At 35.0% G+C, this 22617-nt stretch carries 22 protein-coding genes and 1 pseudogene; 2 read left to right on the top strand and 21 right to left on the bottom strand.

The features are described 5' to 3' along the window. Positions 1-175 precede the first annotated feature (175 nt). Together IC621_RS26950 and IC621_RS01580 are read right to left on the bottom strand one after the other, a co-directional pair. Positions 176-1807 carry a response regulator transcription factor gene (locus IC621_RS26950; protein WP_191155087.1) on the bottom strand — a complete coding sequence of 544 codons (1632 nt, stop codon included), beginning with the start codon at positions 1805-1807 and terminating at the stop codon, positions 176-178. Then, positions 1785-3440, bottom strand: a complete 1656-nt coding sequence (locus IC621_RS01580; protein ID WP_224752257.1) for a cache domain-containing sensor histidine kinase — start codon at positions 3438-3440, stop codon at positions 1785-1787. Before IC621_RS01580 ends, IC621_RS26950 begins: the two co-directional genes overlap by 23 nt. 518 nt (positions 3441-3958) lie before the next feature. Between IC621_RS01580 and IC621_RS27125 the strand changes: the two are divergent. Continuing rightward, positions 3959-4063: pseudogene (locus IC621_RS27125) on the top strand (IS3 family transposase); the annotation flags it as partial. A 594-nt stretch (positions 4064-4657) separates the two neighbouring features. Here IC621_RS27125 and IC621_RS01590 read toward each other — a convergent pair. The 15 genes from IC621_RS01590 to IC621_RS01660 form a co-directional block, all read right to left on the bottom strand. Then, a complete protein-coding gene (locus IC621_RS01590) occupies positions 4658-5044 on the bottom strand; it encodes a DMT family transporter (protein WP_191155091.1) in 387 nt (128 codons plus the stop codon). 1 nt (position 5045) lies between these two features. Then, entirely contained in the window at positions 5046-5588 is a 543-nt protein-coding gene (locus IC621_RS01595; protein ID WP_191155093.1) for a TetR/AcrR family transcriptional regulator, read from the bottom strand. A gap of 580 nt (positions 5589-6168) precedes the next feature. Then, positions 6169-7098: a VanW family protein gene (locus IC621_RS01600; RefSeq protein WP_191155095.1), complete on the bottom strand. Its 930-nt coding sequence runs from the start codon at positions 7096-7098 to the stop codon at positions 6169-6171. A 308-nt stretch (positions 7099-7406) separates the two neighbouring features. Beyond that, entirely contained in the window at positions 7407-8288 is an 882-nt protein-coding gene (locus IC621_RS01605; protein ID WP_191155097.1) for a Cof-type HAD-IIB family hydrolase, read from the bottom strand. Beyond that, the gene (locus IC621_RS01610; protein ID WP_191155695.1) at positions 8275-9066 is read right to left on the bottom strand and encodes a DeoR/GlpR family DNA-binding transcription regulator; all 792 of its coding nucleotides are present in this window, start codon (positions 9064-9066) and stop codon (positions 8275-8277) included. The genes IC621_RS01605 and IC621_RS01610 overlap by 14 nt, the downstream gene beginning before the upstream one ends. Before the next feature lie 399 nt (positions 9067-9465). Then, a complete protein-coding gene (locus IC621_RS01615) occupies positions 9466-10029 on the bottom strand; it encodes a CBO0543 family protein (protein ID WP_191155099.1) in 564 nt (187 codons plus the stop codon). A 288-nt stretch (positions 10030-10317) separates the two neighbouring features. Further along, positions 10318-10935: a 3-hexulose-6-phosphate synthase gene (gene hxlA / locus IC621_RS01620; protein ID WP_191155101.1), complete on the bottom strand. Its 618-nt coding sequence runs from the start codon at positions 10933-10935 to the stop codon at positions 10318-10320. Between the two features lie 16 nt (positions 10936-10951). After that, positions 10952-11902, bottom strand: a complete 951-nt coding sequence (locus IC621_RS01625) for a sugar kinase (protein WP_318152993.1) — start codon at positions 11900-11902, stop codon at positions 10952-10954. 22 nt (positions 11903-11924) lie between these two features. Continuing rightward, positions 11925-12599 (bottom strand): ribose-5-phosphate isomerase RpiA, encoded by a 675-nt coding sequence (gene rpiA / locus IC621_RS01630; protein ID WP_191155103.1) that lies wholly within the window; start codon positions 12597-12599, stop codon positions 11925-11927. 45 nt (positions 12600-12644) lie between these two features. Then, the gene (locus IC621_RS01635; RefSeq protein ID WP_191155105.1) at positions 12645-13931 is read right to left on the bottom strand and encodes a TRAP transporter large permease; all 1287 of its coding nucleotides are present in this window, start codon (positions 13929-13931) and stop codon (positions 12645-12647) included. Next, on the bottom strand, positions 13931-14416 hold the full coding sequence (locus IC621_RS01640; protein WP_318152994.1) for a TRAP transporter small permease: 486 nt from the start codon (positions 14414-14416) through the stop codon (positions 13931-13933). Before IC621_RS01640 ends, IC621_RS01635 begins: the two co-directional genes overlap by 1 nt. A 25-nt stretch (positions 14417-14441) precedes the next feature. Beyond that, a complete protein-coding gene (locus IC621_RS01645; protein WP_191155107.1) occupies positions 14442-15458 on the bottom strand; it encodes a TRAP transporter substrate-binding protein in 1017 nt (338 codons plus the stop codon). Between the two features lie 35 nt (positions 15459-15493). Next, complete coding sequence (locus IC621_RS01650; RefSeq protein WP_191155109.1) at positions 15494-16132, bottom strand: bifunctional 4-hydroxy-2-oxoglutarate aldolase/2-dehydro-3-deoxy-phosphogluconate aldolase; 639 nt, start codon at positions 16130-16132, stop codon at positions 15494-15496. A 163-nt stretch (positions 16133-16295) separates the two neighbouring features. Beyond that, on the bottom strand, positions 16296-16853 hold the full coding sequence (gene hxlB / locus IC621_RS01655; RefSeq protein ID WP_191155111.1) for a 6-phospho-3-hexuloisomerase: 558 nt from the start codon (positions 16851-16853) through the stop codon (positions 16296-16298). Positions 16854-16897: 44 nt separating this feature from the next. Beyond that, entirely contained in the window at positions 16898-17902 is a 1005-nt protein-coding gene (locus tag IC621_RS01660) for a LacI family DNA-binding transcriptional regulator (RefSeq protein WP_191155112.1), read from the bottom strand. 266 nt (positions 17903-18168) lie between these two features. Here IC621_RS01660 and IC621_RS01665 point away from each other — a divergent pair, with 266 nt between their 5' ends. After that, entirely contained in the window at positions 18169-18675 is a 507-nt protein-coding gene (locus tag IC621_RS01665) for a DinB family protein (RefSeq protein ID WP_191155114.1), read from the top strand. Between the two features lie 187 nt (positions 18676-18862). Here the strand turns inward: IC621_RS01665 and IC621_RS01670 are convergent, their stop codons facing one another. The 4 genes from IC621_RS01670 to IC621_RS01685 are packed head-to-tail and all read right to left on the bottom strand — an operon-like array spanning position 18863 to position 22248. Next, entirely contained in the window at positions 18863-19507 is a 645-nt protein-coding gene (locus tag IC621_RS01670) for an ABC transporter permease (RefSeq protein WP_191155116.1), read from the bottom strand. Beyond that, a complete protein-coding gene (locus IC621_RS01675) occupies positions 19507-20415 on the bottom strand; it encodes a glycine betaine ABC transporter substrate-binding protein (RefSeq protein ID WP_224752260.1) in 909 nt (302 codons plus the stop codon). Before IC621_RS01675 ends, IC621_RS01670 begins: the two co-directional genes overlap by 1 nt. Positions 20416-20433: 18 nt before the next feature. Further along, positions 20434-21081, bottom strand: a complete 648-nt coding sequence (locus IC621_RS01680; RefSeq protein WP_191155118.1) for an ABC transporter permease — start codon at positions 21079-21081, stop codon at positions 20434-20436. Then, a complete protein-coding gene (locus IC621_RS01685; protein WP_191155120.1) occupies positions 21082-22248 on the bottom strand; it encodes an ABC transporter ATP-binding protein in 1167 nt (388 codons plus the stop codon). Positions 22249-22617: the final 369 nt, after the last annotated feature.

Here is a 22617-nt window from a genome sequence, read left to right on the forward strand (position 1 = left end):
TCCTTGTGCTGCGCAGCTTTGGACACCTCGTATCATACCAAGGGGACTTTTTTTATTCAAACCCCATTTTGCTTTAATACAGGAATGCTTTCTGATCTTATAAAAAAATCTCATAGACTTTTTAAATAAAGGTCTATGAGAAAATCTCAATTATAAGTAATCTCTAATTATTTGATTACAACATATTTGAAATGGTGTGTAATGCTCGGTAATCTTTTGGGGATTTTCCTTCTATTTTCTTAAACACTCTACTAAAGTATTTTTCATCCTGATATCCTACCATGAATGCAATATCAATAATTTTAATGTTTGGGTTTTCTAATAATAATTTTGCCTTCTCTATTCTAATTCTATTAAGATAGTTAATAAAAGTTTCATTAAATATTTGTTTGAACTTTCGAGAAATGTGTTCTTTGTTCAGAAGAAATTCATCTGATAATTCTTGCAATGAGAGATTTTTTTCATAATTTATTTCAATATATCTGGCGATTTGATGAATTACATTCGTTGATTGAACAATTTGTTCACAGTAATAAACAGATAATTCCTTTAAATCCTTGGCAACTGTTTGAATTAATAAGGACAGATCTAAATTCCCATTTCGATCTAACATCTCATATAATTCGATTTCATTTAATGTTGTTTCGTAAACTAAATCGTTTTTTACTGATAATTCTTGTAACCATCTCATTTTTATGACACTGAACTCATGTAACCACATTTTTAATTGACCTAATGTAATAGGATACAATTGTTTTAGATAATCATACCATTTGTCTAGTAGACATTTAATCCTGTTTGGGTTACTACTTTTCAACGCATATTTTAAATCATCACTATACGCTGCAAAATTTAAGGATTGGTACCGTTTTATTTCATTTTGTGTATAACTGTTAATAAAATTATCTTTATCTAGCAAATTATTGTTTAATAAAGCTATTTTTGCCTTCTCATAGGATTCAGCCAAACGAGTCATGTATGGCGTACCTGGGCTGAAACCAATATATAGTTTGGTATATAATAACTTTTCAAGTACCTGGTTAATTTCCTGCAGAATAGCTTCTCCTCTATATTTGTCATTCCAGAGGATAATAGCGATTTCATTAGGTGAGTTTAAATTCTGAAAAACTATACCTTTTTTTCCATTATTTAATATCTCGTTACATATATTTCTAACAGAGAAAGTTAGCAATTCGTTATTCCAATTATAATCATGACGAATCTGTTTATTTAATAAGGCTACATCAATAATAGCAAGGCTAGTATGCTTGATGTTGTGTAAGAGTGGATATTCATGTCCTAATTCCTTCAGTAATTGGTCATATTGATTGTGTTCCTGTGTTAAATGTTGAGATAATAATTTATCTTTATAAATAGAACTAAGCTTTACTACTTTTCTATTTTTTTCTACAAGTTCATTACGTTCATCTAATGATTTATTGTATTTTATAATAGCCTGTTCAATCGTATCTATTAACTGTTGTTGATCTATTGGCTTTAATAAATAGTCAATAACACCGTGTTTTATGGTACTCCTGACGAGCTCAAAGTCATTGTATCCGCTAATTACAATAATACGAGAATCCTGGCAATGATCTTCTACCCATTCTAATAATTGAACTCCATTTTTATATGGCATTACCATATCCGTAATGATAATACTAGGCTTTCTTTTATTTATTATTTCTATTGCTTCCATACCATTTTCTGCTTCATCAATTTCACTAATTCCATGTTTTTCCCAATCAACTAAGGATTTTATTGATGTTCGTACATGTTGTTCATCATCTACGATAATAACTCTCACTCACATCACTCCCTAATGGTATATGTAGTTCAACATTCAAACCGCCAAATTCATTACTATCAATTTGAATTTTTGCACCCTTCCCCCAAAATAAAACGGCGCGCTTAATAACATTTAATAAACCAATTTTGTTTTGTAATTCTTCTTCACTACTACTTAGAGATTTATTAATACTTGTTTTCAGACTTAGTAAATCAGCTTCATTTAATCCCTTACCGTTATCTAGCACTTTAATAATAAGTTTTCCATCAGATGTTATAGCACTTACTTTTAACATATTATTAGTTTGAGATGGCTCATAACCATATTTAAAATAGTTTTCAACAATAGGTTGTAATAGCATTTTGGGTACTTTAATGTCTTTTATGCTGTCTTCTATTTTCATATCTACATCTAATGAGCCAAAACGTTGTTTCTGTAAATTAATGTAGTATGTTATATAGTTGAATTCCTCCTTCAAGGTTACATACATATTTTCTGTTTCCATACTGTAATGCATTAACTGACCAAGGGAAGAAATTAAACTATAAACCTTGTAATCACCTTTTTCTAAAGCAGCGGCACCAATTGACTGAAGTGAATTATTTAGGAAATGTGGATTAATTTGTGCTTGTAACATTTTTAATTTTGTTCTTGTATTGATTAATTCTTGTTTGTATTTATTAATGATCAAGTCATTAATTGTATCCATCATTTCTTGGAATTTTTTAGTTAGAATACCTACCTCGTCCTTGCTATCTATATTCATATTTACATATTCATACATTTGACCTTTTTCTACTTTTTCAATATGATTGGTTAATTTTTTTAATGGAGTTGTTATACTAATAGAAACATACAAAACTAAGATTATCGCGATTACTAACGAAGCAAACATGATCAACCTGTTGATTTGAGCTATATTATTTAAATTTTGATACAAGGTTTCTTTTGGAATCCTTTTGATAAGAACCCAATTCTGCAATTGCGTCTGAACTTTTGAAAAAATCATAACCCCTGAAAATAAATCCTCATCAATAGAAATTGCCCATGTATCATTTTCAGACTGATTGATCGCATCGACCCAATCGCTTCTAAGAACATTTAGTTTCGTATTGTTTGGTTGGATTGGATATACAAGCTGATTTGCATGGAGATCATATATAAATATTTCCTCTTCTCCTTGGAAATATAAATTCTGAAGGATATCAAGAAAGTTATCTAATTCAAAATCAATGGCCAGCCAGCCAATTAGCTCTGAGGAAGGAACTCGATAGAGAGGCCTATGCAGAGTCATTACTGTATTTCCATGTTGTATATAAGCGTTTGTGCTATACGCATGATTTCCATGAGGCAATTCTAAAAATGGAGTATAATCGCTTTCAATACTAGGTTTAGGATAATCATACATAATTGAACTAGTATTGAATCCTAGATTATTGGTGAGCAAAAATGCTCTATTTTGTAATTTGGAAGAAAAATAGACTTGATGAATATGGGCATCTTTTTGGAATATGGACAACATTGATTCTTTTATACTTTGTTGCTTTTCATACGTTAAATCAAATGTTCTATTTGAAATATATGGGCTCATATTGCTATCCTCGTAAATGGATAAGGATACTTCATTTAACTTTTCAATATAGTTAGTCATATTGATATTCCCCTGAGATAACAGTTGAACGTTATCATTGATAGCTTCATCAACTAAAACACCTTTAGTATAAAAGGAACCTATTATAGTAGATATTATAAAAGGAATAAGTATAACTAATAGCATTAAAAACATTATCTTATTTCTTATACTACTCCTTATAAGTGGCAACATATCCCATCCTAACTAAGATTTTATACTTTATTAAAATGTAATTCAATAGACCAATTGTGTCAAGATTTTGAAAATTTCAAAAATAAAAAAAGCCATTTCTGCCAATGACATTGACCAATAGAGTAAAAATCTAGGATAAATAACTTCTAGTTATCGTGTTTTCAATAGATGATTTTAAAAAAATTACATATGTTTGCTAGTTTCTTTCGTTCTTTCCTCCCCTTTGGACTAAATCTACTTTTCCCATATACCTACTTACATACCTCCTGTTCTACTTTCAATTTATCTTTTGAAGGAAGAGCACGATCTAAACGAGGTACGATTTATTTTCCTTCAAAGTCTTTAAGATAGAATTTGTAAAAAGACACCATTTTGATAGTTTAGAAGTTTTGGAACTGGAATTAATGGATTATATCCATTGGTACAATCATATTCTTTATCTTTTCTAAATGATTGTGCTGAAACCATATATACTTTTCCTTCTTCCAAAAGATTGTATACCATTTGTATCTACTATTTAGCTGCCCTTTTTAAATTGGGTGAAAGTGAGTTCAGTACGGGCTCATTACTATAGAGGGTTGAATAAACTGAATGGTAAAAAGAGTTTTCTAAAGGAGGGTACGTTTGTGCTGCCTTATAAGTTCAGCCCTGAAGTAAAGTTATTGTTAATTGAGCACTCTAATGAAAAAGAAGAAATACTATATAATTCTTATCCCTATCCTTGGCTAATTCCGAAAATAGGACCTAGACCGCCGTATTATTGTAACCCACGATTTGAGCAATATTATCCTGTGATCTAGTTATTCAATAATAATCATTATAAAACTCCAGCAGATAGTTGGCTGGAGTTTTTGCATAATACATTTTTAAAATATAGGCACTTGAATAAAAAGCGATTCACAGAGTGTTTGTATGCCTGTAAAGACTTTAATTATAATCACCAATAAAAGTTCACTTCTGCAGTCCGTTTAAGATCTCAGACCGACAGGGTTATTCCCAATTTCTTAAAGTAATTATATTAGAGTTCCTCTATTCCGGCATACCTAAGAAAAGTCCTGGTAGCTTTGGTGATTTTTCTCTATATTTGGTTGTTGATCTGTTGTTTCATGGATAGGGGCTTTTAAATTTAATATGACAACACCAATGATTATGAAAAGGATACCCATAACACTATAAATACTTAATTTTTCCTTCCAAATAAGGACACCTATAACTGCGGTTGCCGCTGTCCCTACACCAGACCAGATCGCATATGCCATACTTAAAGGAATACTTTTAAGGGATAATGAAAGGGAGAAAAAAGCAATTCCAAAGCCTAAAACGACTCCGATACTCGGAAAAAGTTTTGAAAACCCGTTTGAGAATTTTAGCATAGAAGTTCCAAAGAGTTCAGCCAATATTGCAATTAACAAAAACAGATAGGCTTTCATTTTATATCCCCCTCGTCATTGAAATGAGTTCTTCTTTTACTTTTTTTTGCAAATTTTCATCAATTGGAGCTAATCCGAATAAATCTGAGAGCCATAAACCATCTGAAGCCAGCCTGATAATTGTCGCCTTTACTGGATCAATACCATCATTTTCAATTTGGTTTTGCCATTTAGCAAAGCTTTGCTGAATAATTGTTAACAATTCCGGATTCGTAGCTATTGCAGCAAGCAATCCTGGACTAACATCTTGATCACTGTTCAAGTAATCAAATGTATCTTCCACATATGCTCGACTTGATCGGCCTGTCTCTATATTGTCAGCTTCTATTCTCGCCTGAACTCCTGTATCAAAGCTCACCATCAGTTTAGTCACCATAGCTTTTATTAAGTCATCTTTAGATGAAAAATGGTAAAGCAGGCCGCCTTTACTAACGCCTGCATGTTTTGCAACTGCTTCAAGTGTTAATCTTGCTACTCCCTCTTTCCTGATAATTTGAGCAGCTGATGAGAGAATCGCTTCTGATTTTGAGTGGTTATTTTTCATTATTATTATCCTCACTTTAAGCTTTACTACTCTCACTATACCGTCCGGACGGTTTAAAAGTCAATTGCAAATTTAAAACAAGGAAGTTCCCTCCTGTTAGTCTGAAAAATGATGACCCTGTTTCGATACCAAGGTCATCATTATTATTGGGAGGTGAAATTGATGAAATCAGCGAAAGAGCTGATTTCTTTTTATCTATAATTTTGAATGGTTTTTTAGGATGTTTCGCCTTATTTTGGCCTTAATTCAAACGATTTCATTCAATAACAAACAGCTATTCGCTCTTGATCCCCCACTCCTTGTTCAACTTATCTTCGATTTTTTCACATATATCTCCGAAATCGACAGACTCATCTTCGAAAATTTCAAAATATCGATTATTCGACATATATCAACAAAACTAAGTGGTGTACAGGTTACTTATTGTGGATAAACCTCCAAAAATGGGATTGCATATAAATTCTGATCTTACAAAGAATGGACTCTTTTTAACCAATTTTCCATACTTGATAATCTTTCAAATACTCTCTATTCCCATAAATCGAGCACCCCATAAAGGAGTGCTCGATTGGTCAAAATATTATATTTTCGAAGCAGCTAATACTTGAACTTCAATTGTTCCATTCACCTGGTCTACTATTGTCTTTAACATCACTGGAAAGTCTTTATTATTAGCAAATTTAAAATCTTTAAAGCCCCAAGCAACTGTTGCATCTTTTCCAGCAGGAACGTAACCGATTGACCTAGAATGGTTGTGACGTTCAATAATTTCGAGACCAGCTTTCTCGACAGCATTGTAAAGGGTGCTTGATGTTTGACAAATGCCTCCGCCAATACCTTCAACAAATTCTTTATTTACAATTTCCATTGCTTTTTGGTAGCCTCTTTCAGTAGTTCGTTCACCAACAACCAAATTAAAGTAAAATCTGTCTCCAGGTCCTAAGACAACCTGATCAAATTCTTTTGCAGAGATGGCAATATTCGTTGAACGGCCTTTTACACTGGGATCAAAGCTTGTTTTATACGATCCTATCACAGTATTTGTAATTCCATTAACTGTTTCTGCCGAAACATTTGGTTTCGTTTCTTCGATTGGTAATTCAACTATATTATCATGGGCGGTGAGCCCAAGGAGTCTTTGAACAGTTTTTTCCTCATCAAGAATGACTCTGCTTTTACCATGAATTAATTTTCCATTGCTGTCTAATTTGGATGGGATCATCGGCTGATCTACTTTATTTGCTAAATCTGAAACGAATCCCTTTACTTCATTTTCAAATTCCTTTGCATTATTTGATTGATTTAATTCATAAAGAACTTTATTTGTACGAGGATTTACAAGGTCGACAGTTTTATCAATCTCCTTTATTGCTAAACTAAAAGTCTTCTTAGAACTATCAACCGATGCTGCAGCTGTTACTTTACTCTCGCTGCATCCAGAAGCTACTAACAGCATGGATACCAAAGCTAATCCAATCCCTAATTGTTTTTCCCCCATGATAATTTCCATTCCCTCTTCCATGTAAAAATTCTTTCCAATACTCAGGTATTAATTTCCATTTATATCTATATTATTTAATACGGCTGCCTATACTTCCTTTTTTCTATATCTTATTTATTAGACTGAATTTGAGAAGGAAAAGTTTCTTTTTTTTTGAATTTTTTTCAAAAAAATATTAGATACCTGACCGGGTTAGGTTGATTATTCCTTTAATAAGTTCATATTTTATTAAAAGAGTAAACAAAAAACCACTGGATCTGTTTCCAATGGTTTTTTCTATCGTTACGCCTCCTTAAAGAGTTACGCCGATTCATTATTTAGTTAATAATTTTCTTTTTTACAACAACGCTATTTAAAGTATGAGCGACTCCATTTTCATCATTTCCCAAGGTTACATGATCAGAAATATCTTTCACCTCTTGGCGCGCATTCCCCATTGCAATACTTAGGCCGGCTTTTTTAAGCATTGATACATCATTCATACTGTCTCCAATGGCTGCCGTGTCACGCAAATCGATTCCAAGCTGAACCGCCAGTTTTTCTAATGCATGGCCTTTAGATGCTTGTTTGTGCTCCAGCTCGAAATTATGATTAGCAGATGTAACTAGTGTTAAGTGTTCCAGCTCCTTATATTTATTCCATCCTTTTTCAAGCTTATCTTTATGAAAAGAAAAAGCGAGAATATTATAGATATCTGCTGGCGAAGAAATAATTTCCTGATAAGATTCAATAAATGTAAAACCAGTTTGGCTAAACTGTTTTTCTAAAGCCATAGTTAGTTCTTCTATTGTTACTTCAGGATTAGCACTAATAACTCTATCCATTTCAATCTGAAGTAATTCTCTTCCATTTAGAGGAGTAAAAATAGCTTCATTTGAAAAGACTTCATAATAAAACTCTTCTTTCTCAAGCCACTGCAAAATCTCAGCAGCATCATCCTTCTCAATTGGCACTGAGTGGAACAGCCCCCCATCAGGGTGATGAATGGTCGCTCCATTTGCCCCAATAATCCAAGTCTTTATACCAGTATTTTTAAATATTTCTCTTACATCAAAGTAGGCTCTGCCAGTAGCTATAACAACCTCTACGCCATTTTCTTGTGCACTGCGAATAGCTTCCAAATTTTCTTTACTTACTTCATTCTTGTTATTTAATAATGTTCCATCTAAATCAATAGCAATTAATTTAGTCATTTTCATCCTCCTCTTCCTCATTGCCTTCAGAAGAAACCAAAAGCTCAACAGAATGTTGCTTTAACAAATCTCTAAAAGGCTTTTCAGGAATTTTATCAGTGATTAAAAGGTCGATTTCATTCAAATCAGCTACCCTGTAAAAGTCAGTTACTCCAATTTTTGAATGATCGGCAAGAATAATGACTTGTTTTGCTTGCTTAATCATTTTTCTTTTCACTATTCCATCTTCTTCATGTGCAATTGTCAACCCGTTTTCTGAAAGACCAACAACTCCAATAAACGCTTTATCCACATGATAATTTCCAAGTTTGTCTACAACTGATTCCCCATATAGATACCGATGTTCTTTCTGTAATTCCCCACCTAAAAGGTGAATTCTAATATCTTCTTTTTGGGACAAAATGTCAGCTTGATTTATTGAATTGGTGATAATCGTACAATTGGGACTGTCTATAAATTCTGCACAAGCTTGAACGGTTGTAGATGCATCTAAAATAAGCCGATCTCCTGAAGAAATTAGGCTGGCCGCCTTTTTGCCAATTAGTTTTTTCTCATCCGAAACCACTTCTAACCGGTTTTGATAGTCAAGCACTTCTTTAGGATGTGAAGGCAAGATACCTCCCCCGCGAGTCCTAATGATAGATTGTTGCTCTTCTAATTTCACCAAATCCCTGCGTGCTGTATCTCTTGAAACACCATAGAAAGAACAAATCTGATCTACAGTAATTTTTTTGTGCTCCTGTAAATATTCAACTATCGATAACAATCTTTCCTCTTGATACATTCCATCACTTCCATTGTTTTTTGACAATAATAAGTGAACTCATTACTATTTATACGTTATTGTAAGTTATTTTCTAGTTTATTTCAAGTAATTATAAGTGTTTATAAGGGATTTCAGAAAAAAGCATCTTATGGGCTATATTCCATCATGACAAATTTTCCAAATTATGAATGATCACTTGCATGAATTTGATAATATTATGGAGGACATTTTTTTACAAAGAGGAGAAATGTAACCTTTGAAACATAACCATTTTTATCTCACGGTTACCGAGGTTAGGCATATCGACTTTAAAGAATTGGTTTTAAACTCTCTATTCAAGAATGAAAAGCTAATGAACATCATTATTCTTGTGGGCTTTTTCTCCAAAAAAAAGATTCAACCTCATCGAAAAAGATCTCATTTTTTCTTTAGCTGCTCAAAGTTCTCACTTGTCACAAGGGAGTTAACAATTAAAAATATTAAAATATAGATTGGAAAAGAATAAAAGTGATTCCATCTTATTAATTTATAAAACCCCAGCCATTCAAAAAAAGGTTCTCCAATGAATGCACTTATTACCGAATAGAAAATGGCTTTTAAAACAGGAGAAATATTTGGTTTTATTTGCACAAGAACAAGAAATATTACCGGGAGAAGACTTAAATCCCAAGGTAAGAAAGATGGTAAAAAAGGAATTGGCTCATACCTGTAATCCCATAACCCCAATTCTGCTCCTATTGAATCTAGGAACATCGAAATGGAAATGATCGAAAATGCCCCTAATAATAACCGATTTGTGCTCTCTTTTATTCTAAATTTCCACCAAAAAACCCATGGAATAACTGCAAGTATGACACAAAACCACCATTGCCAGGATAAAAATACATATTCAAACCAAAACGCATGATATTTTTGATCCGCACTTACTAATGCTTTATAGATATCATCTGCTTTTTCTGATACTGCTTTTGGAATAAACATTTTCTCATTCCTTTACATGTAATCAGTAAATCATTATTCTTACTTCAAAGATTTATTATTATCTAGAACTTTGTTAATTATTCAACAATAAACGTTAACCTCTATTTAAAAAAGTCTATGTTTTATTGAAAACGATGTAGGCTCATCATTTATCATCCAATCAAGTTTAAAGCCTTCTTAAATAGAAAAAACCCGCATTTAAAAACGGGCTTTTATAGATTACGTATCTTTATCAAAAGAGTATCAACTCAATTGACCTATTTATATATATTAAGCAACTGCCATTAACTAAGAAATCAACTTTTTCATCTCAGAAGCGACTTGCTGAGGGTTTAAAGCTTTTGTAATCGCACTGCCCACAATAACTGTATCAGGATTCTTTTGAACAATATCCGGCAATGTTTCTAGATTAATTCCCCCTGCAACAGTCACTTCAAAATCGAAACCTTCTAATAATGAAAATAAATCTGTATGAAAATTTCCTTCTATTTGCTTATCTTTGCCAACATGAAGACTTACGAGGTCGACCCCGAGTTCATACAGTTCTTTTATTCGATCCTTTGAATGAACCTCTAATAAGTCAATCATAACTCGTTTGCCATACTGTTTAGCAGCATCCAATGTATCTATAATCGTCTGATTGGATGAAAAAGCCATCACGGTGGTGATATCAGCCCCAGCTTTAAATGCTTGGTGGGCTTCGTGCTTGCCTGCATCACAGGTTTTCATATCGGCAACGATTTTCTTTTCTGGAAAACGGTCTCTCATTTCCCGCACAATCGCCATTCCATATTCTTTAATGACACCTGTGCCTACTTCGATAATATCAATTTCATTTTCCGTTTCCTTCACGATCTGAATACATTCTTCTCTCGTCAAACGATCTAAAGCAAGCTGCAAGTTCATTGTTTCACCTCATTTTTTATCTTTCAATCCGTTCTATTTCACCCAACTTTTCTTGAACATCTTCATAGTATGGCAACCCTTCATTATCACCAACTATACCAACTACCATCGAACCAATCGTGTTAGCGAAATTTAATGTTTTATCAAGCGGCCAGCTCTGCAGGACGCCATATAGAACTCCTGCATTAAACCCGTCCCCTGCACCCACTGTATCAACCACTTTAGCAGCTTTGACAGGAGGCGCCTCAAAGACTTCGCCATTATAATAACCAACTGAACCTTTATCTCCTTGTTTTACTGCTATAAAAGAAATACCTAAATCCTTCGTTTTTTCAATAATAGTTTTAGGATCTTTTTCGCCGATAATAATCTCCATTTCCTCATCTCCTGCAAGCAGGATATCTACATGAGGCAGAATTTTAGATAAAACTGAGCGAGCTTCTTCCTTGCTCCACATCCGCAATCGGATATTAGGGTCAAAGGAAATTTTTAAACCATGTTTTTTGGCCAGCTCGATAGATCGTTCGATAATGGCAATGTTCTTCTCATGTATCGCCGGAAAGATCCCAGTTAGATGCAGGATTTTCGCCTGGCTAAAATAAGTCTCGTCCAAGCCGTCTGGCTCCATCAGTAAAGTTGGTGATTTATCGCGGTAATAGAAAGTCCTCACATTCCCGTCTTCCATTATTTCCTTAAAATTCAACGACGTAGGATATTCTTTAACAAGGCCAACCTGAGAAACGTCAATCCCTTCACCGCGGGCAAATGTCAGAATAAATTTGCCAAACTCATCATTTCCCAAATTGCTGATATAACCGGCTTTTAGTCCAAGGCGTGCACAACCGATCGCAAGATTCAACTCTGCTCCACCTACTTTTTTTTCAAAGGAATTAACAAATTTCATTGGGCCGGTGGAACTTGGACTAAATGCAATCATTGCTTCTCCAATTGTAATAACATCCATCACTACCATACCTCCAATTATATTTTTATTTTAATAGTTCAATTTCACCATTTTTCGCAACAATCACTTTAACACCCATCCCTATAAATAACCCTGTTTCTACGACTCCCACTATCCGCTTCAAATCTTCATGAAGAATTTCCGGCTGTTTGATAGCACTAAATTTGCAATCAAGAATGTAATTCCCATTGTCTGAAACAAAAACCTGATCTTCTTTCTTCCTAATTATTGGTTCACAGCCCAGTTTTGCAATGTTCCTTGCTGTTAGTTCCCAACCAAAGGGAAGTACTTCAACCGGCAAAGGAAAAGCGCCAAGTTGTGGAACAACTTTTGACCTGTCAACGATAATGATCAGCTCTTTGGCTGCCATATCGACAATTTTTTCCCTCACTAGCGATCCCCCGCCCCCTTTGAGAAGGTTTAAACGGCTATCTACTTCATCAGCACCATCGATTGCAAGATCTAACTGAGCTACTTCAGAAAAGTCTGTTAATGGAATTCCAAGTTCATTGGCTAAACGCTCTGTTTTTAATGAAGAAGGAATTCCTTTAATATTCAATCCTTCTTTTACACGCTCACCTAATTTCTTTAACATCCAGTTTACAGTCGAACCAGATCCCAGACCAATGGTCATACCATCTTTTATAAACTTTACTGCTTCTTCACCGGCTATTTGTTTATCATTATTTTTTGGTTCCAAATGTAGATCACCCCTTTTTTTATCCAGCTTACGAAAACAAGTTAACTAAAACAATTCCGGATTGAGCCAATGTGGAATAAAAAATGCTAGATCCGGTAAAAAGGCTATAAAAAATAGGACTACTAAAATAACTAGAAGATATGGAATAACAGCAATGAAGGACCTCTCAATTGACAGTTCTCCAATCTTTCCAGCGATTAATAAAACCAAACCATATGGCGGTGTCGCAAGCCCAATTGCCAATGTCATAACAACTATTAAGCCAAGATGCACCGGATCAACGCCAAACTTTATGGCTGTTGGCAAGATGATCGGCACGAACAAAATCATTGCTGGAATCGCATCCATAAATGTCCCGACAAACAGAAAGAATGCAATAACGATGATAATAAATAACCATTCTGAACCTACATTATTTGAGAAAAATTCTTGCGCAATCGTTCCCAATCGGTAATAACTCATTAATTCTCCCAATGCACTTGCACAAGCTAGTGCAAACAAAGATAGCGAGCTCAATGCAAGGGTATCCATTAGGATCTTAGGCAAATCTTTCATTTTTAAAGTCTTATAAAAAAACATACTAATTAAAAAAGTGTATAATGATGCGACTGCCGCAGCTTCTGTTGCTGTAAAAAACCCTGAAATGATCCCTCCAATAATAATAATAGGAGTTAATAAAGCAGGAATGGATTCAATCAATAATTTTGCAAACTTTTTAAAATCCGGTCTTGCAGCTTTTGGATAATTTCGTTTAACAGCGATAATATAAACAATAATCATCATACCTAGTCCAATTAATATTCCTGGTATAATTCCTCCAAGAAATAAAGCGCTTATTGATGCATTCGTTAAACCAGCAAAGATGATCATCGGAATACTTGGCGGAATAATAACGCCGATGGTAGAGGATGCAGCCGTAACCCCTACAGAAGTTTCTTTGTCATACCCTTTTCTTAGCATGCTTGGAATAAGTATTTTCCCTACACCTGCAGCATCCGCCTGTGCAGCTCCTGACACCCCTGCAAACATCATTGAAACGAGGATATTTGCATGCGCTAATCCTCCGCGGATCGGACCAACAATAGCTAAAGCAAGATCAATCAATTTTTCAGAAATTTTCCCTGAATTCATCAAATTAGCAGCTAAAATAAACAATGGTACAGCTAAAAGAACAAAGGAATCAAGTCCATTTACCATTTTCATAACAACAGTTGCTTCTGGAGTATAAGGGATACTAAAAATCCCTAATAATGCAACAATTCCAATGACAAATGCTATAGGGACCCCAATCAGCATTAAAACGATAAAGAGCCCAAGTAAAAGGAATCCCATTATTCACCTGCCTCCTTTACTTTTAGCACTCCCATGTGGGCAAACAGATGTGATACAGAATAGATAATCATCGTTCCAGCCATAATCGGAATCGAAAGCCAAATATAACCCATTTTCATTTCTGGGATGGATGCCCACGTATAGTTCCAAAACTCGGTAACAACCTGGAAACCTAATAGGAAGATAAAGAGATTAAACACGATTAATACTAAATCAGTAACTATATTCAGAGATATTTTACTTTTACCTTTCAACTTTCTCTGTAAAAGATCAAAATTAAAGTGCTCCCGTCTATTGACCATTACTGAAGCTCCCATGAAAATTGCCCATATAAAGGAATAATTTGCAACCTCTTCTGTCCAGATAACCGATATCCCCAGATGCCTTGTTAAAATTTGCAGCATGATCACCAAAAAGAAAAGACATAAAAATACGAATCCTACGGTAATCTGTACTTTTTCAAGAATTTGGACAAAACGCTTCACTGCTCAACCCTCCCCCAAGTTTTTTTTATTCTAATTCCCTAATATCCTTTAACATATCTTCTGCTTCGATTTCTTCAGCAAATTCATCCTGAATCGGTCTGGCTATTTCAATAAAAGGTTCTCGATCAATTTTATTAACGACTGCACCTTCCTCAGTTGCTTTTTCTTTATATTCCACATCTTGTTTATTCGTAGCAGCACGTTCAGCCTGCACGGATTCTTCCGCAGCATTCAAAATAATCTTCTGATGCTCCATAGTATATTGATCAAACTTTTCTCCATTGATTAATAGAAACCTGGTTGTAAAATCATGGGCTGTTTCCGTAATATATTTTCCATTTGGAGTTGTATGATGGGCCTGCTGTACAAAAAACGGGTAAGCGTTTTCAGATGAGTCAACAACATCCTGTTGTAATCCCTGATATAGCTCCCCCCAAGATATAGATGACGGGATAGACCCCACTTTTTTCCAGAAATCACCTATTACACCTGATGTTTGAGTACGAAGTGACATTCCCTTTAGATCACTAATCGATTCTATCGGTTTTTTTCCATAAAAATGTCTCACACCAGCAGACCAATAGCCTAATAGTTTAAAAGAATTGTTGGATTTTTCATTAATGATTTCAGCCATTTCCTGTCCAACTTCTCCATCAACAACCTTTAACCAATGCTCATAACTATTAAATAAATATGGTGCAGAAAATAAATCTACTTCCCTTATCCCTGTTTGCGTCATAAAGCCAGGGGATACCAATACGATATCTGCTGCACCTAATTGAAGTTTTTCCACAAGCTCTGATTCTTCTGTACCAATTGTTCCGGCATGAACCTCTACTTCAATTGTTCCATTTGATTCTTTTTCAGCTATTTCTTTAAATTTTAATAATCCAGCCTGGTATGGATTCTCAGGTGATGTCTGGTTATGGGCTGCAATGATTTTAATCTTTCCATCCCCATTCGGGTCCGCTTGATCTGTGCAGGCGGTTAGTACTAGAGAAGATAGCACAAGCAAAATGAAAGCGCATATAACTTTCTTCATAAGAAGCAAAACCCCCTTCTATATATTTTGTAAAATTATTTCTGTAATTCTGTTAATTTAGAAACATATTGCTTTGCCCTCGCTGTTAATTGCTCATAGTCTTCTTCTGTTTTCAGCACTTTTGCATTTACTAAATTACTGCCGATTCCGACAGCTACGCTGCCTTTTGCAAGGTATTCATTCATGTTGTCCAGGGTGATACCGCCTGTTACCATTGCTTGTACATGCGGAAGTGGGCCTAAAATATTTTTAATATAATTCGGTCCAAATGCATCCGCCGGAAACACCTTTACCATTTTTGCTCCATGCTCATAAGCTGTTAAAATTTCCGTTGGGGATAACACTCCTGGAATATTTAATACTCCGTAGCGATTTGTTAATTTCAATGTATCGATATTTAATGTTGGTGAAACAATGAATTCTGCGCCTGCCATCATAACAGCTCTAGCCGTTTCAGGATCGAGGACAGTACCTGCCCCTATACAAATTTCTTCTTTCACATGCTTTACGGCTGTTTCAATTACGCTTTCCACGCGGGGAGTTTCAGCTGTAATTTCAACTGCTTTTACGCCTCCTTTTGATAAAGCCTCAAGTATCTGTACAATATTTTGTTTATCCGCTTTACGAATGACTGCTACAATTTTATTATTTTTAATCGTTTCTACTATTGTCATCTCATTCATCTCCTTATTATTTCAAGCTATTTTCAAATAGATTATTGACTTTATAGTATTAAAGACATTTAAATGAACCCAATCGATGTGAAGCTGAATGTTTTTAATAAGAGATTTGATACCTTGGAAGTGATAGAGTTAAAAGTGCTTTTCGAAAATGGTCTTATTCTAAATTTGCATGCTTCTGATTTAAACTTGAATTGTCCTGTTCTTTTGATTGCTGCTGCAGGACGTTGACTACAATCGCGTCTAAAAGTAAATGTGCAGATTGATCGAATTGACTCCCAAGCGGTTGGATTGTTTCCGGTTCAGATTCAAGACGTTTCTTTGTTGCTGCAGGGATTCTTACGGTACAATCACTTAATTGTCCAATTACAGAATCTTTATTGGTTGTAACTAAAGCAACCTTAGCATCAATATCTTTCGCTTTTGCTGCAAATTGCTTTAAAGTTCCAGTACTTCCTGAACCTGAAATAACAAGCAAAAGGTCATTTGCTTCAATACTCGGTGTTATCGTTTCCCCGACAACATAAATAGGAAAGCCGCTATGCATTAAACGCATCGCAAACACTTTACCGATTAAACCGGAGCGACCTGTTCCAGCAATAAAAATTCGATTCGCATTTTGAAGTTCTTGTGCTAACTTCAATGCTTCATCAGGATTTACCTGTTGCAGGACTTCATTTACTTCTCCTGCAACCGTATTAATTATTTCTTTCATAAAACATTCCTCCTTCAATAGCCTTTATTACTCACGATACATTTTTAACATGATTCTCGTTTTATTAAATCAGGTTCAAACCTATAAATTTTCGAAAAATCATCGGTATCTTTATCTCTTATTCGATTTAGCAATAACTCTGCTGCTTTCTTTCCCATTTGAAATGCTGGCTGCGCAACGGTCGTTAATGCCGGGCTGTAAAAGCTGGCAAATGATACCTCATCAATGCCTACTAGAGCTAAATCTCCGGGTATGTTAATTTGTTGTTCTTTCGTATATTTTAAAATTTCAATTAATACCCGATCATTAAGGGCCACAAGTGCCTCCGGAGGATCAGCCATCGTCAGCATATGATTTATTTTTGCTTCTAATTCAAAAATTTCACTGCTAATCAAATAGTTTGGGTTAAAAGGAATATCGTGCTGTTGTAGCGCTTTTTTATATCCACTAATTCGTTCCAATCTTGGAGTAACATATGGACTAAGCGGCGGAGCTATCATCCCAATTTTCTTATAACCATTTTTCAAAAGCTGGTCTACTGCTAGTAATGAAGCTTTTTCATTATCAAGCAAAACAGTCGGAATTTCTACTTCCGGCAGAATTCTATCCATGAATACAACTGGATAATTAACCTTTATTAATCCTTTGTACAGTTCAACATTTCCACCTGTAGGAAAAGCAATAATACCATCTACCTGTTTTGCACGAAGCATTTCAATATAACGTTTTTCTTTCATCGGGTCATCATCTGCATTGCATACAATAATGTGGAAATTTGATTCATTACAAAAATCTTCAATTGCCCGAATAACCTGGGTGGAGAAAACATGAAGGATATTCGCAACAATTACACCGATAGTCATCGTTGACTTTTGTTTTAAGCTCCTTGCAATGATATTGGGTCTATAACCCAATTCCTCGATCGTCTGTTCAATTCGCTTTTTTGTTTTTTCCCCCATATAATCATAACGTTGATTTAAATATTGGGAGACTGTACTCTTTGAAACCCCAGCATGCTTTGCCACATCTGCAATCGTAATTGGTTTCATTGGCTCTGCTCCTATAACTTCTAATTGTTTAAACTATTACTACCAGCTTACTAAACCGATTTAGCAAACCGGTTTAGTAAAAGTATAATACATATGTAAGCGTATAACAAGGGGTTTTTTTGACCTTTATTTTTTTGGTGAGAAGAGCCTTCTTTAATGGAGGATCAGTTCAATGCATAGTTCTAATGTAAGAATGCAAATTGAGATATAGGAACAAATGTTTTATAATGTAATTATCAGTTGAATTGAATGTGGAGGAATTATTTATGTATGTAACAATTTCAGACTTTATTAAAGAATGGAATAAGGAAGCACTATTAACTCAAAAAGTTTTAGATGGTTTGACAGATGATTCATTAAAACAGCAAGTTTATCCAGAAGGTCGTACTTTGGGAAGGATTGTGTGGCATTTTACAACAAATATTCCAGATTACTTAGCCCATTTCGGGTTTAAGATAGATGGCATAGAAGAAAATGCAGAAAGTGTCCCAACCTCAGCTAAGGAAATTGCTGAAACCTTTAAAAATATAAGCTTTAACGCAGCCAGAGTTATCGAGAAACAATGGACAGATGAATCTCTAAAGCAAATACAAGAAGCGTTCGGAAGACAAGAAACAAATGCTGCAATCCTAATGGGACTAATCAAGCACATTGTTCATCATCGCGGACAAGCTACAGTTCTTATGCGTCAAGCAGGCATAAAACCCTTTGGGGTTTATGGACCACCAAAAGAAGATTGGATTCATTTAGGGGTGCAAAATCCACCACTTTAAAAATAGTATTGTGCTAGCTGATTCGTTTCTTTAACAAAGAATGGGAAACCTTTATAGTTTTGGTTTCCCTTAATTTTATCTAATTATCAACATTAAAGTTTACACAGTCTTATAATGAAATCAGCTCTTTTGCTGATTTCATCAAATCCTACCTCCGACCTTGTTTTTTAAACTATGACCCAATTTTTTATTTTGCCACCCTTGTCTTCATCCTTTTCTCCATTCTCCCAAGGATGAAATCTGCAATTATGGCTAAGATAGAAGCAGGAATGGCCCCTGCAAAGATGCGGACATTGTTTCTTGAGTTGATTCCTGAGAAGATCTCTCTTCCTAATCCATCTCCCCCGACAAATGGAGCAAGTGCTGCAACTCCAACTGCAATAACGGCAGCGATGCGGAGGCCTGCCATTATAAACGGCATGGCAAGGGGCAGTTGAACCTTAGTTAATAATTGCATGTATGTCATTCCTATTCCATGACCAGCTTCACTTAACGAAGGATCTACCTCCTCTAATCCTACATAAGTATGCCGAATAATAGGCAGTAAGGAGTAGAGAAATAAGCCGACCACTACTGTATAAAACCCTAGTCCGAAATAAACCATCAATATAGCCAATAGGGCTAAGCTGGGGATGATTTGAATGATATTTGCAATTGATATAATAACAGGTGCAAGTTTTTTAAATCGGTTGCATATTATTCCTAGAATAGTCCCGACAATTAAGGCAGCCGTGACAGAAAGCACAACCATTAACACATGCTGACCCGTATAAAGCAAAATAAGATCAAAATTTTCTATCATGTATGAAAGTAATTCTTGTAAAAATACCATCAGCTTCCCCCCGCTTCGTTAGAAAGGAGACCTTTTTCTATTAAAAATTCTCTGGCAACTTCCCGTTCGTTTCGATTTTTTATATCCACTTCATAATTTAATTTTGTGATTGTTTCCTCACTTATTTCTCCTGTTAGTAAATTCAAAATATCTCTTAATTCAGGATGCCTTTCTAATACTTCGTTTCTAGCAACCATTGAGGCATCATAAGGCGGGAAAAATCGTTGATCATCCTTTAATGTTTTTAAGTTATATTCAATCAACCTTGGATCAGTTGAATAGGCAAGAACAACATCCACTCTATTATTTGCAACTGCTTCATAAACTAAGTTGATATCCATCGAATAGGCTTGTTGAAAATTAAAGCCATAATGCTTCACAAAAGCTGGATATCCATCTTGCTGCCTCTCCATCCATGAAGAGTCTACTCCAAACTTCATTTCAGATTGATATTTTTTCAAATCAGATACATTTTGTAATTTCTTTTCTTTTGCAACATCTTCCCTGACAGTAAGCGCGTATGTATTCTCCCAACCTAACGGATCAAACCAGGTAAAGTCGTAATGTTTATCAAAGCCCTCTTTCGCCTGTTTTAAAACTTCTTCTCGATCTGTCGTTTGCTTCACAGGGAAAAAATTGCTAAAGATTACGCCTGAATACATTAACGCCATATCTAAATCATCTTGACTCATCGAATTTAATATCATCGGATTAGACAATAAGTCAGGTGTAATATCCACCTCCAAATCAGTCCGGTCTTCAATCAACTCTTTATATATGGCTGCCATGATTTTTGTTTCAGTGTAAGTCGCTGCGCCGATTCTAATGGTTTCCTTTGAATTACAACCTGACATGAGGAAGGCAGAAGCTAAAAGAATCACCAGCATCATTTTCATTACTCTCTTCATAATAATCTCCTTGTATCACTATATTTCCGCTTTATCACGTTTTTTACTGAAAAAGCCAAGGGCGATGTCAACAATAAGTGCTAAAATAATTGCACTTATTGTGCCAGTAAAAATGAGAAAGTTATCATTATTTGACATTCCAGCAACAATTAAATCACCTAAGCCGCCAGCTCCGATTAGAGCTGCTAATGTTGTCCAGCTGATAATATATACAGTTGTTAGTCTGATTCCTGACAATATATAAGGAAACGCTAATGGGAGTTCAATTTTCCACAGCCTTTGTAAGGAGCTGAAGCCCATTCCTCTGGCAGATTCAATGATACTGTCATCTACCTCTTTAATCCCTGAATAGGTATTGCGAAGCAAAGGAAGGAGAGAATACAGAAATAGCGCGAATACTGCTGGTGTCATCCCAATTCCAAACAAAGGAATCAGCATCGCAAGCAATGCTATTGTAGGAATTGTTTGAAATATGTTAACAGCTCCAAAAACGATTCCTTTTATTGGCCCTTCCTTAAAACGGGTTAATATAATTCCTGTCGTGATGGCGACTAGGCTCCCAAATAATACAGCGAGTGCAACGATTGTTAAGTGTTCAACAGTTCTTGCAAGTACATCGGGGTATCTTTCTTGCAGGAAAGCAAAATAATCTTGTAATAATTGCATTTATATAACCTCTCCCTCTGTAGGGAATACGTCTGCCATTAACCTGACCATACTTCCTCGCGTGATAACTCCCAAGAATTTATTTTCTTCTGTAATGACTGGTACATAAGGCAGATTATGCTGGCTCATATAGTCTAAAGCGACAGTAAAAGGACTATTGGATTGAACAGTAAACGAAAACGGCTGCATAACATCTTTTAATGTTTTTGATTCATCACGGTACTGTCCAAGAACGTTTAAGATCGGCGCGTAACCTAAAAGCAGTTTCTGATGATCAATGACTATTAATGAATCTACTTTTCGCTGCTCCATAAGCTTTAATGCTGCTGCAAGTCCTCTTTCCGGATAAGCGGTAGCTGGTTTTTCAATCATCACCTCGTCAACAGTAGGAATGTCCTCAATGTCCATAGAAATGCCTGATTCTGCAGATGCATGGTCTTTTAATCTCTTCTTCCCAATAAACTCTTTTACGAAGTCATTTGCAGGATGTCTTAAGATCGCGTCGGGGGAGCCAACTTGAATAACTTCTCCATCTTTCATCAGAATAATATTGTCGGCTATTTTTATAGCTTCATCCATATCATGGGTAACAAAAATGATCGTTTTCTTTAATTCTTCCTGCAAATTGATTAATTCATCTTGCAGTTGCTCTCTGCTGATAGGATCAAGTGCGCTGAAAGGTTCATCCATTAAAATAATATCGGGTTCAGCCGCAAGTGCTCTAATGACTCCTACCCTCTGCTGCTGTCCTCCGCTCAATTCACTCGGATAACGATTTCGATAGGTTTCTGGCTCTAAATGAACCAGATTTAGTAATTCATTTACTTTTCCTTGGATTTTATTTTCTTCCCATTTTAATAGCTTAGGCACTACCGCTACATTGTCTGCTATCGTCATATGGGGAAATAAACCGATACTCTGGATCACATATCCTATTTTCCTGCGCAGCTCAACAGGATTTTTTTGGGCAATATCCTCTTTGTTTATGTGTACCTTTCCTTCTGACGGTGTGATTAAGCGGTTAATCAATTTCATAGTGGTGGATTTCCCACACCCGCTTGGTCCAATAATGACATGTATTTTTCCGTCTTCAAGCTCTAAATGAATATTTTTTAAAGCTTCAAAACCATCATTGTACCTTTTCGAAATGTTTTTTAATTGAATCATGAATGGCCTCCATTAAGTTATCATAAGAAATTTATTATTTCACAATGATGTTTTTACCCTTTTTCAAAGAATCGAAACCTATTTAATTTAAAACATGTGTAAATATATCTTCTGACAAAATGAAAATGACCATTCAATTTATATAATAAAACTTCCATTTTAATTTAAATTTAGATTTAAAGGGTATGTAAAAGATACTTAGGGTTAAAACGGAAACAAAAAAGCCCAGAAACTAACTCCTGAGCTTTTTTCATGATACTTGGTTTTTGCAAAAGAATACACTTGATAATAAGCAACTTACCAAGAAAAAAGATATGAAACAATTCTACTTTTTCCTTTAAATGTGAATTGATTTATCGGTAATATAAG

It is taken from the genome of Metabacillus arenae (assembly GCF_014773385.1).
In the GTDB taxonomy this organism is placed as follows: Bacteria; Bacillota; Bacilli; order Bacillales; family Bacillaceae; genus Metabacillus_D; species Metabacillus_D arenae.

Bases quoted from the DNA above. Each gene is read 5' to 3' on its own strand.
- IC621_RS01580 (WP_224752257.1), bottom strand. From the start codon at position 3,440: ATGACTAACTATATTGAAAAGTTAAATGAAGTATCCTTATCCATTTAC.
- IC621_RS01590 (WP_191155091.1), bottom strand. From the start codon at position 5,044: ATGAAAGCCTATCTGTTTTTGTTAATTGCAATATTGGCTGAACTCTTT.
- IC621_RS01595 (WP_191155093.1), bottom strand. From the start codon at position 5,588: ATGAAAAATAACCACTCAAAATCAGAAGCGATTCTCTCATCAGCTGCT.
- IC621_RS01600 (WP_191155095.1), bottom strand. From the start codon at position 7,098: ATGGAAATTATCATGGGGGAAAAACAATTAGGGATTGGATTAGCTTTG.
- IC621_RS01605 (WP_191155097.1), bottom strand. From the start codon at position 8,288: ATGAAAATGACTAAATTAATTGCTATTGATTTAGATGGAACATTATTA.
- IC621_RS01610 (WP_191155695.1), bottom strand. From the start codon at position 9,066: ATGTATCAAGAGGAAAGATTGTTATCGATAGTTGAATATTTACAGGAG.
- IC621_RS01615 (WP_191155099.1), bottom strand. From the start codon at position 10,029: ATGTTTATTCCAAAAGCAGTATCAGAAAAAGCAGATGATATCTATAAA.
- hxlA (WP_191155101.1), bottom strand. From the start codon at position 10,935: ATGAACTTGCAGCTTGCTTTAGATCGTTTGACGAGAGAAGAATGTATT.
- IC621_RS01635 (WP_191155105.1), bottom strand. From the start codon at position 13,931: ATGGGATTCCTTTTACTTGGGCTCTTTATCGTTTTAATGCTGATTGGG.
- IC621_RS01645 (WP_191155107.1), bottom strand. From the start codon at position 15,458: ATGAAGAAAGTTATATGCGCTTTCATTTTGCTTGTGCTATCTTCTCTA.
- IC621_RS01650 (WP_191155109.1), bottom strand. From the start codon at position 16,132: ATGACAATAGTAGAAACGATTAAAAATAATAAAATTGTAGCAGTCATT.
- hxlB (WP_191155111.1), bottom strand. From the start codon at position 16,853: ATGAAAGAAATAATTAATACGGTTGCAGGAGAAGTAAATGAAGTCCTG.
- IC621_RS01660 (WP_191155112.1), bottom strand. From the start codon at position 17,902: ATGAAACCAATTACGATTGCAGATGTGGCAAAGCATGCTGGGGTTTCA.
- IC621_RS01665 (WP_191155114.1), top strand. From the start codon at position 18,169: ATGTATGTAACAATTTCAGACTTTATTAAAGAATGGAATAAGGAAGCA.
- IC621_RS01670 (WP_191155116.1), bottom strand. From the start codon at position 19,507: ATGGTATTTTTACAAGAATTACTTTCATACATGATAGAAAATTTTGAT.
- IC621_RS01675 (WP_224752260.1), bottom strand. From the start codon at position 20,415: ATGAAGAGAGTAATGAAAATGATGCTGGTGATTCTTTTAGCTTCTGCC.
- IC621_RS01680 (WP_191155118.1), bottom strand. From the start codon at position 21,081: ATGCAATTATTACAAGATTATTTTGCTTTCCTGCAAGAAAGATACCCC.
- IC621_RS01685 (WP_191155120.1), bottom strand. From the start codon at position 22,248: ATGATTCAATTAAAAAACATTTCGAAAAGGTACAATGATGGTTTTGAA.